The organism is Saccharothrix espanaensis DSM 44229 (assembly GCF_000328705.1).
GTDB classification, from domain to species: domain Bacteria; phylum Actinomycetota; class Actinomycetes; order Mycobacteriales; family Pseudonocardiaceae; genus Actinosynnema; species Actinosynnema espanaense.
Genome location: NC_019673.1, coordinates 5,103,194 through 5,117,935 on the forward strand (window position 1 = coordinate 5,103,194; position 14,742 = coordinate 5,117,935).

Consider the following 14,742-nt stretch of genomic DNA (forward strand, 5'->3'; position numbering starts at 1 on the left):
CTTAGCACCGCGTCGCTGTGACGCATTCGACAGCGATGCCCACCCTTCGTCCGGCGGACAAGGCCGACCCCGCGCAGAGAAGCGTTTCCGCAGGTGGGATCGGGTTCCGGGGCCAGTCCACGGCACCTTGGAGACAACTGTCAGGCGGCGATGTTCGGACATTCCCGGCCGATCCCGGACAACGTGCGGGGTCGCCCCGGAGCCGGTACCCTGCCGACCCCCGCGTATCCGTCACGTCACCGTCCGTCGCCTGTCGCTAGGAATTGACCACTGCCGGGCGACCCCGAATGTGATTTCCCACACCAAAGGCGTACACATTAACTTCACCGCACTTCCCCGGCCGTTTCCCCGCCTTATCACGAAGGCTGCGGCCAGTCACCCGAATAATGCGCCGCGCGATCTCCTCCGACCGGGCCGACCACCCCCACCCCCGAACGGCCTCCCCTGGCGCGACCGCCCAGCCCGGCGACGCGCCCTCGCTCCGACCCGGCAGGCGCACCGGGACCAAGGTGGTGCTCGGAAGATATTCCTTGACACGAATATTCTGGTGGGTGAATACTTCGGCCCGTGGAACGGATCGCCTCAGCACTCGGGGACTCGGCGCGGTGGCGCATCGTGGAACTGCTGGCCGAGCGGCCCCGGTCGGTCGGCGAACTGGCCGAGTTGACCGGCGCACGCCAGCCGCAGACCACCAAGCACCTCCAGACCCTCGCCCGCGCCGGACTCGTCACCGTGCACCCGCTCGGGCAGCGCCGCGTCTACGCGCTCGAACCCGAGCCCCTGGCGGCGCTGGCCGGCCGGGTGCGGGACCTGGTCGCGACCGCGGCGGCGCACGCGGGCGAACGCGACGTGGTCGCGCGGTACCGAGCCGCCATCGAGGCCGAGTCCGCGCTCGCGGACCGGGACCGGTGGGCGGACGGCCGCGCGTTCACGTTCGAGCGCGTGCTGGCCGCCGCACGTGACGTCGTGTGGCGGCACTGGGTCGAGCCGGACCTGCTCGCGTCCTGGTGGGCCCCGCCGTCGATGACCGTCACCGACTGCGCCCTCGAACCGCGGGCCGGTGGGCGCGCCGTCCTGGAGTACCGCGACGCCGAGGGGCGGTACCGCTCCGAGGGCACCGTCCACGCCGCGCGGCGTGGCGAGCACCTCGACTTCGACCTCTCGGTGCTCGACGCCGCCGGAGCGGTCTCGTTCACCGGCCACTACGACCTGACGCTCACCGACGCCCCGGACGGCACCCGGCTGCGGCTCGACCTGCGCATCACCGGGACCACCGTCGAGGCCGTCCCCCACATCGCCGGCATCGGCACCGGCTGGGGCCAGGTGCTGGACCACCTCGCCGCCGCCGTCACCACCCACACCCCGAAGGAACCACGACCATGAGCGACACGACCAGCCGCCGGGTGACCGCCAACCTCGGCCTCACCCTCGACGGGCGCTACAACGGCCCCGGCGGGCCCGGCGACCTCGGTGCGATCGTCCCGTACGCGACCACCGAGGTCGCCCGGGAGCACTTGACCCGCATCTGGGAGACCGCGACGACCGCCGTGCTCGGCAGGCGCAACGCCGAGGGCTTCCTGGGCTACTGGCCGACGGTCGCCGCCGACCAGAACGCCGACCCCCGTGATCGCGGCTACGCGAAGTGGTTGGTGGACGTGGAGAAGGTGGTCTTCTCCACCACCCTGACCGAAGCCCCGTGGGACCGCACCCGGGTGGTGAACGCCCCGGCCGCCGAGGTCGTGGCCGCCCTCAAGGCCACCGACGGCGGCGACATCCTGGTCAACAGCAGCCCGAGCGTCATCAAGGCGCTGCTCGCCGCCGACCTGCTCGACCGGCTGTACCTGATGGTCTGCCCCGAGATCGCCGGCGGCGGGCAGCGCCTGTTCGACGACGGCCTGCCGGCCTCGAAGTGGGTGCTCGCCCACCACGAGACCGGCACGTCGGGCGAGACCGCGATGGTCTACGACCGGGCGCGCTGACGCCCGTCAGCGCTCGCCGAGCGCGTCGAGGCAGCGCCGCGCCTGCCGCCGGAACGCGCCTGCCAGTTCGGGCGGGCCGCTGACCAGGGTGAAGTCCGCCTGCACCGAGGTGATCATCCACACCAGGTCGGTAGCCGTCTCGGCGCCGAGGTGCAGCAGGCAGGAGGTCGAGTCGACGGCTTCGACCGCGCCCATCCCCGGCCACACCCGACCCGCCACGGCGTCGGCCGGCTCGTGCAGGCGCACGGTGGCCTGGCACGCCCAGGCGCGCGCCGAGAGCCGGTCCGCCAGGTAGGCCGCCACGTCGTCGTAGGGCAGGTCGCGCGGGGTGAACCGGGGGCCGGCGGGCGGGCGCGGGTCGAGCCGGTCCACCCGAAAGGTGCGCCAGTCGTCGCGGTCGACGTCGAACGCGACCAGGTACCAGTGCCGGCCGAAGTTGACCAGGCTGTACGGCTCCGCGTTCCGACGGGACGCCCCGCCGCGCGGGCCGGTGTAGTCGAACCGGAGCCGTTCGTGGCGTCGGCAGGCGTCGGCGATGGTCATCAGGGTGTCGGCGGAGACTTGGGGGCCCGGTGCGACCCCGGCCCGCACGGTCGCGGTCTGCACGGTGTTCACCCGGTGGCGCAGCCGGGAGGGCAGCACCTGTTCCAGCTTGGTGAGCGCGCGCAGCGCCGTCTCCTCGATGCCCGCGACGGAACTGCTCGTGGCGGTGCGCAGCCCGACGGCCACCGCCACTGCCTCGTCGTCGTCCAGCAGCAGCGGCGGCAGGGCCGCTCCCGCGCCCAGCCGGTAGCCGGGCGCGCCTTGCAGGGCGTGCACCGGGTAGCCGAGTTCGCGCAGGCGTTCCACGTCCCGGCGCACGGTCCGCGCCGTGACGCCGAGGCGTTCGGCCAGGTCGGTGCCCGACCAGTCACGGTGCGCCTGGAGCAGCGACAGGAGTTTCAGCAGGCGGGCGGAGGTTTCCAGCACGGGTCCATCGTGCCCGACGCTTAGGACCGGAGCTGACCTAACCGGCTCCTAGCGTGGTCGGCATGACACAGGACATCCGCCCCTTCTCCGTCGACATCGCGCAGGCCGACCTCGACGACCTGGCCACCCGCCTGGCCGCGACCCGGTGGCCCACCGAGCTGCCCGGGGTCGGCTGGAGCCGGGGCGTGCCGGTCGACTACCTGCGGGAGCTCGCGGACTACTGGCGGACCGGCTTCGACTGGCGCGCGCAGGAGGCCGCGCTCAACGCGCACCCGCAGTTCACCACCGAGATCGACGGCCAGCGCCTGCACTTCCTGCACGTGCGCTCGCCCGAGGCCGGGGCCACCCCGCTGGTCCTGCTGCACGGCTGGCCGGGCGCGGTGACCGACTTCCTCGACGTGATCGGGCCGCTGTCGGACCCGGCGGCGCACGGCGGCGACCCGGCCGACGCCTTCCACCTGGTGATCCCGTCGCTGCCCGGCTTCGGCTTCTCCACGCCGCTGGCCGGGCCGGGCATGAACGCCGAGAAGATCGGCGGGCTGCTCGCCCGGCTGATGGCGGGCCTCGGGTACGACCGCTACGGCGTGCAGGGCTACGACACCGGCTCGTGGGTCGCGCCGCAGATCGGCAAGCAGGCCCCGGAGCACGTGCTCGGCGTGCACGTCAACGCGATGATCTCGTTCCCGGTCGGCGTCGAGGGCGAACTGGACGACCTGTCCGAGGCCGACCAGCGCCGGTGGGACTCGATGCAGACGTTCAACGACGGCTACCTCCAGTGCAACTCCAAGCGCCCGCAGACGGTCGCCTACGGCCTGCACGACTCGCCGGTCGGGCAGCTCGCGTGGATCGTGGAGAAGTACAAGGAGCTGACCATGCCGGAGGACGGCCTGCCGGAGCAGAGCGTGGACCGCGACCGGATGCTGGCGACCATCTCGCTGTACTGGTTCACCGGCACGGCGGGCTCCTCGGCCCAGATCTACTACGAGGAGATCTCCGCGAACGACTGGACCGGCACGACGGGCGACTGGTCCGGCGAGGCCGGCGGCGCGACGGACTGGACCGGCGAGGCCGGCGAGTGGGCCGGCGCGGCGCGGTCCGGGGTGCCCACCGGTGTGCTGGTGTCCGCGCACGACGTCACCGTGCGGCGCTGGGCCGAGCGCGATCACGACATCGTGCACTGGACCGAACTCGACCACGGCGGGCACTTCCTGTCCCTGGAGGCCCCCGCGACGCTGGTCGAGGACGTGCGGGTGTTCTTCCGGAAGGTGCGCTGACGTGCGCGCCCGCGGGATCGCGGTGCCGATCCCGCGGGCGCCACCGCCGACCCGGTGAGGTCCGCGCGGAACCGCCGGTGGCGAGGTGCCACCGGCGGTCGTCGTGCCGGGTGTGCCGCGCTACACGTTGGTGATGTACCAGGACTGGTGGCGCCGCTCGCCGCTGTACTGCCGGTCCCAGAGCTGGACCTTGGTGCCGGAGCCGAAGCCGTGGACGTCCCACACCAAGCCTGGGTACTGGACGCTCTTGACCACGTAGCCCGGCGAGGCCAGGTCGAGCTGCCAGCGCTGGCCCGGGTGCCCGGTGCACTGCGCGCGCTCCAGCGAAGCGCCCTTGCCCCACCGGCCGTCGACGCACCAGTAGTCACTGGTCCGGATCTCGTAGGTCTCCGTGTCGTGGTACAGGACCAGGAAGAACTTCTGGTTCGGCTGGCCGTTGCACCCCCAGACCTGCACCCACGGGCCGGCACCGCCCGCGTAGACGTCCAGGCACCGCCCGTCCAGGACGCTGCTCAGCACCCGGTTCCCGTCGGCGTGGGCCGTGCCGCCGACGGCGACCAGCGCCGCCAGGCCCGCCGTCAGCGCCACGAGCAGTCGGAACAGCTTGCTCATCTGCGATCCTCCCCTCAGACCCGCTCGAACTTCCAGCTCTGGTTCAGGCCGCCGTTGTAGTTCCAGAGCTGGACCTTCGTGCCCGTGCCGTGGGCGTGGACGTCCCACACCAGGTTCGGGTACTGGACGCTCTTGACGAGGAACCCACCGGTCAGCGAGTTGGCGTGCAGGACCCACCGCTGGCCCACGTGGCCGGTGCACGGCGCGCGCTCCAACGAGGAACCCTCGCCCCACCGGCCGTCGACGCACCAGTAGTCACTGGTCCGGATCTCGCTGGTGCCGTCCGGGTACTCGACCCGGAAGAACGTCTGGTTGGGCTGACCGTTGCAGTTCCACAGCTGCACCCACGGCCCGGCACCGCCCGCGAACACGTCCAGGCACCGCCAGTCGTACAGCGAGTGCAGCCGCACGTCACCGGCGAGCACCCCGACGTCGGACTGCTCGGCCGCCGCCTGCGGTGACGCCCCGGCCGTGCCGGTGGACGACACCAGCGCCGCCAGCGCCACCGCCACCACGGCGAACAAGCGCCAAGTCCTCATGCGTGCTCCCCCGCCGCTCATACCGACTGGAAGTTCCAGAACTGGTTCAACTGGCCGTTGTAGTCCCACAGCTGCACCTTGGTCCCGGAGCCGCTGCCGTAGACGTCCCACACCAGGTTCGGGTACTGCGCGCTCTTGGCCAGCAGGCCCGGCTTGCCCGGCACGGTGTCGAACCTCCACCGCTGGCCGATGCTCCCGTTGCACTGCGCGCGCTCCAGCGACGCGCCCTTGCCCCAGCGACCGTCGACGCACCAGTAGTCATTCGTGCGGATCTCGGCGGTGCCTTCGGGGTAGAGCACGTAGTAGAACTTCTGGTTGGCCTGGCCGTTGCAGTTCCACAGCTGCACCCACGGTCCGGCGCCGCCCGCGTAGACGTCCAGGCACCGGTTGTCGTGCGCCGAGTGGAGCACGTACCCGCTCGCGAGCGGCTTCACCTCCGCGTTGGCCTGTCCCCCGGACACCGCCAGCACCGACAACCCGAACAACATCCCCGCCAGCAGGCGGGAGAACTTCTTCATCTGGGTCCATCCCCTCGTTGCGCCAGGTGCGCTTCCCCCTGGCGGTTCGGACCCATCCACGCTCCCAGCGGACCATTACCCGGACCTTGCACGGTCCTTGCACGGGCACCGTCCTCCCAGGTGGGCGGCCCGGCCGAGGTCCAGGCGGTCGGCCGGGCACGCGAGAACCGCCGGTGGCGGGGGCCACCGACGGTCGTCCCGCTACAGCGGTCGGCACGCGTGCACCGGACACCTGGCGCACACCGGCCGCACACCGGCTGGAGGTCCCAGAACGGGTTCGGCCGCTCGTGGCAGTTCAACGGCCGGCCTGACCTGGCGTGATCCTCTCCGATCTACCACTGAACTACAGGTCCACTGTGGAGGGACGAGCTAGCCCTCCGGGTAGAAGACGAACAGCGTGCAGCCGGTCGTGGTCGAGGGCACGTGCCACGAGCCGGCGGGGGCGTGCAGGAACGTGCCGGCCGGGTAGTCGCGCGCGCCGTCGTTGAACGTGCCGGCGACGACGTAGACCTCCTCCGGGCCCGGTTCGTGGACGTCGCGGTGCGGCCACGACGTGCCGGGGTCCATCTCCAGCACGTTGGCGTGCGCCCCGGTCGTGCCAGTCCACAGTGGACGGACCCGGATCCCGGGGAACAGTTCGCGCACGGGGGATTCGTCGACGGAGACGGCGGTGTAGCCCTCTTGGGCGATGATCTCTGGGTGCATACCGTCACCGTGCCGCGCGCGGACCACGCCGCGACAGTGGCGACAAAGACACCATGGGGTACATTCCTGCCATGCATCGAGTGGTGGCCCTGGTGCGGCCGGTGCAGTCGACGTTCGAGCTGGGGTGCGCCGCAGAGGTCTTCGGCACGCCCCGGGCCGGGGTGCCGCGGCACTACGAGTTCGAGGTGTGCACCGAGACCCCCGGCCCGGTGCCGACGTCGGCCGGGTACTCGATGTCCGTGACGCACGGCCTGTCCGCGCTGGCGTCCGCGGACACCGTCCTCATCCCGGGCTGGACGCCGGTGGACGCGCCGCTGCCCGACCGCGTGCGTCGCGCGCTGCTGCGGGCGCACGGACGCGGGGCGCGGCTGGTCACGATCTGCACCGGGGCGTTCGCCCTGGCCCGCACCGGGCTGCTGGACGGCCGTTCGGCCACCGTCCACTGGGCGCGCGCCGCGCAGTTGCAGCGCGAGTTCCCCCGGGTCCGGGTCGAGCCGGACGTGCTCTACGTCGACCACGGTGACGTCGCCACGAGCGCCGGGGCCGGCGCGGGCATCGACCTGTGCCTGCACCTGGTCCGACGCGACCACGGGGCCGCGCACGCCGCCCTCGTCGCGCGGCACATGGTGATGCCGCCGCACCGCGACGGCGGCCAGGCCCAGTACGCGCCGGCCCCACCGCCCTCGGACGAGCTGGACGGCCTGCTGGAGTGGGCCGGCGCGCGCCTCGGCACGCCGCTGTCGGTAGCCGACCTGGCCGGACACCTCAACGTCTCGCCGCGCACCCTGGCCCGCCGCTTCGCCGACCGGCTCGGCACCACGCCCGGCGGGTGGCTGCTGGCCCGTCGCGTCGCCGAGGCGCGCGACCTGCTGGAACGCACGGACCTGCCCGTCGAGGCGATCGCGACCCGGGTCGGCCTCACCTCGGCGGTCAACCTCCGCCGCCGCTTCCGCGCCCGGGTCGGCACCACCCCCGGCGCCTACCGACGGGCGTTCCGCACCCCCTGAGCCCCGCCGCCGGTGAACGCGCCGCCCGACCGGCTTGCGCGACCATCGCGGCCATCCTCGTCCTGCACCACGTCGAGACCCACCGTCAACCACGACGACGAAGGCTCAGTGGCCCCGGAACGCCTCCTCCAGCCACCAGGACGCCCGGCCCGTGGTGACCTTGGCGTCGATCAGCAGCGGGGTGTCGCGCGGGCCGTCGAGCCACTCGGTCAGGCCGGCGAGGTCGTCACGCCGGCGCACGGTCAGCGCCGTGCAGCCGAACCCGCGCCCGATGGCGGCCAGGTCGGTGTCGGCGAAGCGCACGGTGTCCAGCGGGTGGCCGCCGGGCCCGAAGTGGTGGATCTCGGCGCCGTACCCGCTGTCGTTGTACACCACCACGACCATCGGCAGGCCGAGCCGGACCACGGTCTCCAGCTCGGCGATGCCCATCAGGCCGCCGCCGTCGCCCAGCGCGGCGACCGGCAGCCGGTCCGGCCGGGCCAGGGCCGCGCCGATGGTGGTGGCCAGGCCCAGGCCGATCGACTGGAACGCCTGGGTGAAGCAGAACCCGCGTTCGTCGGGCACCGCGAGGTACCCGCTCGGGTAGCCCATGAAGTTGCCCGAGTCGACGCCGACCACCCGCTCGGCCGGCAGCAGATCGTCCAGCCGGGCGGACAGCGTGCGCGGGTCGATCCGGTCCACTTCGGACTCCTCGACGTGCGGGACGTCGCGCCAGCGCCCGGTCAGCGCGATCCGCGACGCCAGCTCGGGCGTGCGGTAGCCCGGTGCCGGCTCGACCCGCACGGCGGCGGCGACCTCCCGCACGTCACCGACCACGCCCAGGTCGACGGAGCGGTGCGCGCCGAGCGCCGCCGCGTCGAGGTCGACCTGCACCACGGTGGCCTCGGGCCCGAGCAGGCTGCCGTGCCGCGTGGTCCACATGTTCAGCGCACACCCCCAGCCGACCACGAGGTCCGCGCCGCTGATCAGCTCGACCGCCAGCGGGGTGGCGAAGCCGCCGGAGATGCCCAGCGACCAGGGGTTGCCGGTGAACAGACCGTTGGCCACCGCGGAGGTCGCCAGCAGCGCGCCGCACGTCTCGGCGAGGCTTTCCAGCTCCGCGCGGGCGTGCCGGGCGCCCCGGCCGGCGACGAACACCGGGCGCCGGGCGCGGGCGATGGCCGCCGCGAGCGCTTCGACCGACGTGGCGTCGGGCGCGGGCGGGACGTGCGGCGGCACGGGCTCGGGCGCGCCGGCCGGTGCGGGTTCGGACTGGAGGTCGAGCGGCAGGTTGAGCACGACGGTGCGGCGTTCGTGCGTGGCCCGGCGGACCGCCCGCACCACCGCGTCCACGGCGGACCCGGCGGAGGTGACGCGTTCGGCGACCGCGCCGACGGAGGTGGCCAGCGCCGCCTGGTCGACGAAGAAGTTCGAGTGCGGCGAGGTGACCTCGGCGGCCAGCACGACCATCGGCGTGCGGCTCTTGGCGGCCTCGGCGATCCCGGTCATCGCGTTGGTCAGCCCGCACCCCTGGTGCACCGACAGCACCCCGAGCCGGCCGCTGGTGCGCGCGTACGCGTCCGCCATCGTGGCCGCGCCGCCCTCGTGCCGGGCCGCGACGTACCGCGCTCCCCCGGCGACCAGGGCGTTGGTGACGTGGAAGTTCCCGCTGCCGACCACGCCGAAGACGTGGTCGGCACCGAGATCGGCCAGCGCGCGGCCGACGGCGTCCGCGACGGTCATCGTTCGACCAGGGCCAGCACCCGGCTCGGGCTGCCCGAGCCGCCGACGATCGGCAGCGGCGCGGTGAGCACCACCGCGCCGGTCGGCGGCAGGGCCGCGAGGTTGCGCAACTGGGTCAGGCCGTACTTGCCCGCGCCCAGGAGGTAGGAGTGGCAGGGGAAAGCGGGCTCGAACGAGTGCGCGGCCCCCGCGTCGGTGCCCACCGTCTCGACGCCGACGCCGATCACCGGGGACTCCTCGGCGAGCCAGCGGGCGCACGCCGGCGAGATGCCGGGGCTGTGGCCGCCGTTGACGAACTCCTCCTGGCTCTCGCCGCGCACGTCCCACCCGGTCCGGTAGAGCAGCCAGCCGCCGTCGGGCAGCGGGCCGTGCTCCTGCTGCCACTGCCGCACGTGCTCGACCTCCAGCAGGAAGTCCGGGTCCTGCGCGGCCTGCGCGGAGAAGTCCAGCACCACCGCGGGGGCGATGAGCTTGCCGGGCGCGACCTGGGAGACGTCCTCGCCGTCCCGGGCGGTCACCCAGTGCACCGGCGCGTCGAAGTGGGTACCGGTGTGCTCACCGGTGTGGATGTCGTTCCAGTACCAGGCCGGTCCCCGGTCGTCGTAGCGGCTGATCTCCTCCAGCCGGAACGGGATCGTGTTCGCGAACGGCTCGGGGAGCTGCAACAGCGGGGTGCCCGCGTGCAGCGGAGCGGTCAGGTCGACGACCTCGACCCGTCCCGAACCGAGCGCGCCGAGCAGGTCGGACAGAATCGCCATCAGCCTCTCCCATCTCACGGAACTTGGACCGCCGCGCCTCACCGGTCGCGGTCCTGGTCAGGACGTTGGGGACCGCTCGACGCGCGAGCGTACTTTGCCTTACGCCACACGACATGTCACGCGCCCGGGGCTCTCCGGCGTGCCGCCCGGACCCGCCCGGCGAGCCCGCCGACCGGACGTGCCCGCCGAGATCACTTGCCGGACGTGTCTGCCGAGCGTGCCGGGCGCACGTGCCCGGTGGACTTGCCGGGCGAACGTGCTTGCCGGGCGTGCCTGGCGGGTGTGCCACGAGGGGTGGTCAGGCGGGCATGTTCTCCGAGGGGCTGCCCGCCGGCACGAACACGCCGAGCAGGCGGAGGAAGCCCTCGTCGCCCAGGTTCTCCACCAGGTGGTGGACGCCGGCCGGCAGGTAGAAGCACGTGCCCGCGCCGACCGTGGACGTCACGCCCGCGATCTCCACCTGCCCGGTCCCGGACAGCACGAACACCATCTCGCTGTACGGGTGGAAGTGCATCGGGGTGCGCAGCGTCGGGATGTAGCCGACGAACTGGGTCACGCCCGAGCACCCCTTCTCGGGGTCGAACAGGGTCTGGTACTCGCGGTCGCTCACCGCGTCCTGCTTGACCTGGTCGGCCAGGTCGATCCACGCGCGACGGTCGCCGCACGCCACGTCCGCGTGCTGCTCGGCCGAGACCGACACCAGCACGACCTCGCTGTCGGTGGTGATCTCGTAGGTGTCCTCCCCCACGACGAGCACGGCGAGTTCGGCGCGCAGCGCGTGGCTCTCCCCGTTGACGTGCAGCGCCCCCTCGCCGGAGAGCACGAACAGGGTCTCCAGCCGGCCGGCACCGGGCGAGCGCGGCTTCGACCGGCCGGCGCGCACGTGGTAGACCGCCTGCCGCAGCCCGTTCTCGTCGTCCCGGTGGGTGTCCCGGACGTCCACGGTGTCACCGTCCGCACAGGACGGTTCGACCTCGCTGTAGTGGAAGACCTTGCTCACGACCGCACCTCGACCTTCAACGTGACGTCGGCGTTGTAGAGCAGTCGCACCGGGCAGGTGCGCTCGGCCTGTTCCGCCATCTCCAGGACCCGCTCCTCGGCCGCGCCCGGCGCGTGGACGACGCAGGACAGCTCGACGGTGGGGATGCGGAAGCCCTCGGGCGTCTGCACGAGGTGGACGACGGCGACCGCGTCGACCGACTCGACCGGCGTGCCGGCCTCCTCCGCCAGGTTCGCCAGCGACATCGAGAAGCACCCGGCCAGCGCGGAGCCGAGCAGCTCCTCGGGGTTGGTCGCGGGCTCGTCGCCGACCCGGCTGCGCAGGCTGAACGGCAGGGACGCGCCGCGCCGGCCGAGGTCGAGCGTGCCGCTGCCGGTGGACGCCGGGCCGTGCCAGCTCGCTCGGGAGGACTTGCGGATGTGCAGCACCTTCAGGCTCCTCGGTTCGTCGCGCGGTAGTCGGCGATCGCCGAGCACACCGCGTCCACATCGGACTCGTCGTTGAAGTAGTGGAAGGCCAAGCGCAGCACCGTTCCGCGCGGCGCGGCGGCGATGCGGCGGGTGGCCAGGTAGGCGGCCAGGGCGTTGGGGTCGTCGTCGAGCAGGGCGACCTGGGGGCCGGGGTGGGTTGGGTCGCGCGGTGCCCAGACCCGTTCGCCCGCCTCGACCAGTCGGCCGGTGGTCAGCGCCGCCAGCCCGCCGACGTGCCGCTCGACGTCGTGCGCGTCGACCCGGGACAGCAGCCGCATCCCGGCGTTGGCGGCGTAGACCGCGGGGATGCCCGGCGTGCCGGTCTCGAACCGGCGCGCCTGGGTCGGGTAGTCGACCGTGCGCGGGTCGAACCGGAACGGGTCGACCCGGCCGAACCAGCCGGTGAGCTGCGGCGGCAGGTCGTCGGCCAGGCCGCCCCGGGCGTAGAGGAACGCGACGCCCGGCAGCCCCAGCAGGTACTTGAGCGCGCCGGAGACCAGGTAGTCGCAGTCGAGTTCGCGGACGTCGACCGGGAGCACCCCGGCGCCCTGGTAGGCGTCGACGAAGACCCGCGCGCCGACCTCGTGCGCCTTGCGGACCGCCTCGCGCACCGGCAACCGCGCGCCGTTGCGGTAGGAGGCGATCGGCACCGACACCAGGCCGGTCCGCTCGTCGATCGCGGCGAGCAGCTCCTCGGTGTCCACGCAGGCGTCCCGCTCGGGCACGTGGGTCACCTGCGCGCCCCGCGCCGCCTGCGCCACCCAGATGTGCCCGACCGAGGGGAACTCCATGTCGGTGGTCACGATCCCGGGCCGCGCCGACCAGTCCTTTGTGGACGCTACCTGGTAGGCGCCGTCGGAAGCGCAGTGCACCACGGCGATCTCGTCGGGATCGGCGTTGACCAGTGCGGCGAACCGCCGCCGCGCCTGGTCCACCTCGGCCATCCACAGGTCCCACGGCGCGGCGTGCTCGCGCATGGTGAAGGTCATCTCGGACAGGGCGGTCAGCAGTTCGCCGGACAGCGCGCCCTGGCTGCAACTGGCCAGGTGCACGGTGTCGGCCAGGACGGGGAAGCACTCCCGGAACTGGCGGCTGGTGAGTTTCGCTGGCATGACACCTCAAAACTTTTAGTGTGACTAAACGATGGTAGGTAGCCTCGCCGAGCCAAGTCAAGCCGGGCGTTGACACCGCACCGGCCCGGCCGGAGACTCCCCTGGATCCCTTCCCCCACCGGACTCCGGCAGGTGCCATGACGCCCCCGCGCGCGACCCCGCCACCGACCGACGATCCCGACCCCGCCGGGCTGTGGCGCGCGCTGACCGGGCGGCAGGTCGGCATGATCGGCCTCGGCGGCGCGATCGGCACCGGCCTGTTCCTCGGTTCGGGCCTGGCCATCTCGCGCGCCGGGCCGGCGACGATCGTGGCCTACGCGGTGTGCGCGCTGGTCGCGTTCGTCATCGCGTGGGCGCTGGCCGAGATGGTCGTGGTGCACCCGCGTGCCGGGTCGTTCGGGGCCGTCGCCCACCAGTACCTCGGACCGCCGGCGGGGTTCGTGCAGCGCTGGACCTACTGGACGATCCAGGTGATCGCGGTCGGCGGCGAGGTCGTCGCGGCCGGGCTCTACGTGCGGTTCTGGTGGCCGCAACTGCCGTTGTGGCTGCTGACCGCCGTGTTCTCGGCGGTCCTGCTCGGCGCGAACGCGCTCGCCGTCCGGTTCTTCGGGACGGTCGAGTACTGGTTCGCGATGGTCAAGGTGGTCGCGATCGTCGTGTTCATCGGCCTGGGCGTCGTCCTGATCACCGTCGGCCTGCCCCACTCGCCCGCCACCGGGCTGACGAACCTGACCGCGCACGGTGGTTTCCTCCCCGGGGGGATCAACGGGCTGTTCCTCGCCATGGTCTTCGTGCTGTTCAGCTACATCGGCACCGAAGTGGTCGCGGTGACCGCCGCGGAGTCCGAGCGGCCCGAGCGGGACATCCCCCGCGCCGCGCGGCGGATGGTGCTGCGGCTGGTGCTGTTCTACGTGCTGGCCATCGCGGTCGTGCTGACCGTCGTGCCGTGGGAGGTGACCGCGCAGGGCGGCACGGTCGACACCAGCCCGTTCGTGCGGGTGTTCGAGAGCGCCGGTGTCCCCGCCGCGGCGGCGATCACCAACTTCGTCGTGCTGACGGCCGCGCTGTCCAGCGCGAACACCAACCTGTACCTCTCCACCCGCATGGTGCACTCGCTCGCGGGCGACGGCTTCGCGCCGGCGTGGGCGGGCCGGCTGAGCCCGTCGGGGGTGCCCCGCAACGCGCTCGGCCTGGCCGCGCTCGGCCTCGCCCTGGCCGCCGCGCTCTCCGCGACCGCGGCGGACACGGCCTACCTGGTGCTGTTCGGGATCTCGGTGTTCGGCGCGCTGGTGGTGTGGATCATGATCCTGGTGACCCACTGGAAGTTCCGCCGCTCCGCGCGCCCCGCGTCCCCGGTCCGGTTGTGGGGCGCGCCCGTCACCAGCGGGCTGGCCGCGCTGTTCCTGGCCGCCGTGCTGGTGTCCACAGCGTTCGTCGACGGCCTCGACACCGCCTGGTCGGCCGGTGTCCCGTTCTTCGCCTTCCTGGTCGTGGCCTACCTGGTGATCGCCCGCCGGCGGGCCCGCGCCGGCGGTGTCAGTAGCTCGGGGGCGTGACGGACAGCAGGAACCGGACCGGCTTGGTCGTCTCGTTGAGGTAGCGGTGCGGCAGCCGGGAGTCGAAGCTCCCGCTGTCGCCCGGCTTCAGCTCGTACCGCTCGCCGTCGACCTCCAGCACGAGCCGTCCGGTCAGCACCACCACGCACTCGTCGGACGGGTGGCTCCAGCCCGACTCCGAGGACACCGCGCCCGGTTCCAGCAGCCCCTCCAGCACCTCGATCTTGCCGACGCCGGCCGACACCCGCTGGTAGACCAAGCCGCCCTGCGGCGAGCGGATGTCCATCCGGCGGTCCTTGCGCACCACCGCGACCCGCTCCAGGTCGGTGTCCTGGAAGAGGTTGAACACCGGGGTGTCCAACGCCCGCGCGATCTTGCGAACGGTCTCCAGGCTCGGGTCGGTGATCCCGCGCTCGACCTGGCTGATCAACCCGACCGACACGTCGGCCGCCTTCGCCAGCTCGGTCGCCGTCATCGACCGCGCCGCGCGCAGCTCCCGAATCCGCTCGCCCATCACGGTA

16 protein-coding genes are annotated in these 14,742 nt (G+C 72.8%); 5 read left to right on the forward strand and 11 right to left on the reverse strand.

Features of this window, described 5'->3' with window-relative positions; translation table 11 throughout:
- Positions 1-567: 567 nt before the first annotated feature.
- Together BN6_RS22440 and BN6_RS22445 are read left to right on the forward strand one after the other, a co-directional pair.
- Positions 568-1,383, forward strand: coding sequence for a metalloregulator ArsR/SmtB family transcription factor (locus BN6_RS22440; RefSeq protein WP_015102028.1), 816 nt, complete (start codon positions 568-570; stop codon positions 1,381-1,383).
- Positions 1,380-1,979: a dihydrofolate reductase family protein gene (locus BN6_RS22445; protein ID WP_015102029.1), complete on the forward strand. Its 600-nt coding sequence runs from the start codon at positions 1,380-1,382 to the stop codon at positions 1,977-1,979. Before BN6_RS22440 ends, BN6_RS22445 begins: the two co-directional genes overlap by 4 nt.
- 6 nt (positions 1,980-1,985) lie before the next feature.
- On the opposite strand, the gene BN6_RS22450 is transcribed toward BN6_RS22445, so the two are convergent.
- Positions 1,986-2,948 carry a helix-turn-helix transcriptional regulator gene (locus BN6_RS22450; protein ID WP_015102030.1) on the reverse strand — a complete coding sequence of 321 codons (963 nt, stop codon included), beginning with the start codon at positions 2,946-2,948 and terminating at the stop codon, positions 1,986-1,988.
- Positions 2,949-3,010: 62 nt separating this feature from the next.
- Here BN6_RS22450 and BN6_RS22455 point away from each other — a divergent pair, with 62 nt between their 5' ends.
- Positions 3,011-4,222, forward strand: coding sequence for an epoxide hydrolase family protein (locus BN6_RS22455; protein WP_015102031.1), 1,212 nt, complete (start codon positions 3,011-3,013; stop codon positions 4,220-4,222).
- A 120-nt stretch (positions 4,223-4,342) separates the two neighbouring features.
- Here BN6_RS22455 and BN6_RS22460 read toward each other — a convergent pair whose 3' ends face one another.
- From BN6_RS22460 to BN6_RS22475, 4 genes are all read right to left on the reverse strand, one after another.
- On the reverse strand, positions 4,343-4,834 hold the full coding sequence (locus tag BN6_RS22460; RefSeq protein WP_015102032.1) for an RICIN domain-containing protein: 492 nt from the start codon (positions 4,832-4,834) through the stop codon (positions 4,343-4,345).
- A 14-nt stretch (positions 4,835-4,848) separates the two neighbouring features.
- Positions 4,849-5,373 (reverse strand): RICIN domain-containing protein, encoded by a 525-nt coding sequence (locus tag BN6_RS22465; RefSeq protein ID WP_015102033.1) that lies wholly within the window; start codon positions 5,371-5,373, stop codon positions 4,849-4,851.
- Between the two features lie 17 nt (positions 5,374-5,390).
- Positions 5,391-5,891, reverse strand: a complete 501-nt coding sequence (locus BN6_RS22470; protein WP_015102034.1) for an RICIN domain-containing protein — start codon at positions 5,889-5,891, stop codon at positions 5,391-5,393.
- A 369-nt stretch (positions 5,892-6,260) separates the two neighbouring features.
- Positions 6,261-6,596, reverse strand: coding sequence for a cupin domain-containing protein (locus BN6_RS22475; RefSeq protein ID WP_015102035.1), 336 nt, complete (start codon positions 6,594-6,596; stop codon positions 6,261-6,263).
- Positions 6,597-6,667: 71 nt separating this feature from the next.
- Here BN6_RS22475 and BN6_RS22480 point away from each other — a divergent pair, with 71 nt between their 5' ends.
- A complete protein-coding gene (locus tag BN6_RS22480; protein WP_015102036.1) occupies positions 6,668-7,603 on the forward strand; it encodes a GlxA family transcriptional regulator in 936 nt (311 codons plus the stop codon).
- Positions 7,604-7,708: 105 nt separating this feature from the next.
- On the opposite strand, the gene BN6_RS22485 is transcribed toward BN6_RS22480, so the two are convergent.
- The 5 genes from BN6_RS22485 to BN6_RS22505 all read right to left on the reverse strand — a co-directional run bounded on the left by BN6_RS22485 (position 7,709) and on the right by BN6_RS22505 (position 12,665).
- Positions 7,709-9,325: a thiamine pyrophosphate-binding protein gene (locus tag BN6_RS22485; protein ID WP_015102037.1), complete on the reverse strand. Its 1,617-nt coding sequence runs from the start codon at positions 9,323-9,325 to the stop codon at positions 7,709-7,711.
- Complete coding sequence (locus BN6_RS22490) at positions 9,322-10,083, reverse strand: cyclase family protein (RefSeq protein ID WP_015102038.1); 762 nt, start codon at positions 10,081-10,083, stop codon at positions 9,322-9,324. Before BN6_RS22490 ends, BN6_RS22485 begins: the two co-directional genes overlap by 4 nt.
- Before the next feature lie 298 nt (positions 10,084-10,381).
- On the reverse strand, positions 10,382-11,083 hold the full coding sequence (locus BN6_RS22495; protein ID WP_015102039.1) for a cupin domain-containing protein: 702 nt from the start codon (positions 11,081-11,083) through the stop codon (positions 10,382-10,384).
- On the reverse strand, positions 11,080-11,511 hold the full coding sequence (locus tag BN6_RS22500) for an OsmC family peroxiredoxin (protein ID WP_051075682.1): 432 nt from the start codon (positions 11,509-11,511) through the stop codon (positions 11,080-11,082). The genes BN6_RS22495 and BN6_RS22500 overlap by 4 nt, the downstream gene beginning before the upstream one ends.
- Positions 11,512-11,513: 2 nt before the next feature.
- Positions 11,514-12,665 carry an aminotransferase class V-fold PLP-dependent enzyme gene (locus BN6_RS22505; RefSeq protein ID WP_015102041.1) on the reverse strand — a complete coding sequence of 384 codons (1,152 nt, stop codon included), beginning with the start codon at positions 12,663-12,665 and terminating at the stop codon, positions 11,514-11,516.
- Positions 12,666-12,802: 137 nt separating this feature from the next.
- Here BN6_RS22505 and BN6_RS22510 point away from each other — a divergent pair, with 137 nt between their 5' ends.
- Positions 12,803-14,221, forward strand: a complete 1,419-nt coding sequence (locus BN6_RS22510; protein WP_015102042.1) for an amino acid permease — start codon at positions 12,803-12,805, stop codon at positions 14,219-14,221.
- Here the strand turns inward: BN6_RS22510 and BN6_RS22515 are convergent.
- The gene (locus tag BN6_RS22515) at positions 14,202-14,735 is read right to left on the reverse strand and encodes an XRE family transcriptional regulator (protein WP_041313659.1); all 534 of its coding nucleotides are present in this window, start codon (positions 14,733-14,735) and stop codon (positions 14,202-14,204) included. The genes BN6_RS22510 and BN6_RS22515 overlap by 20 nt on opposite strands.
- Positions 14,736-14,742 lie beyond the last annotated feature (7 nt).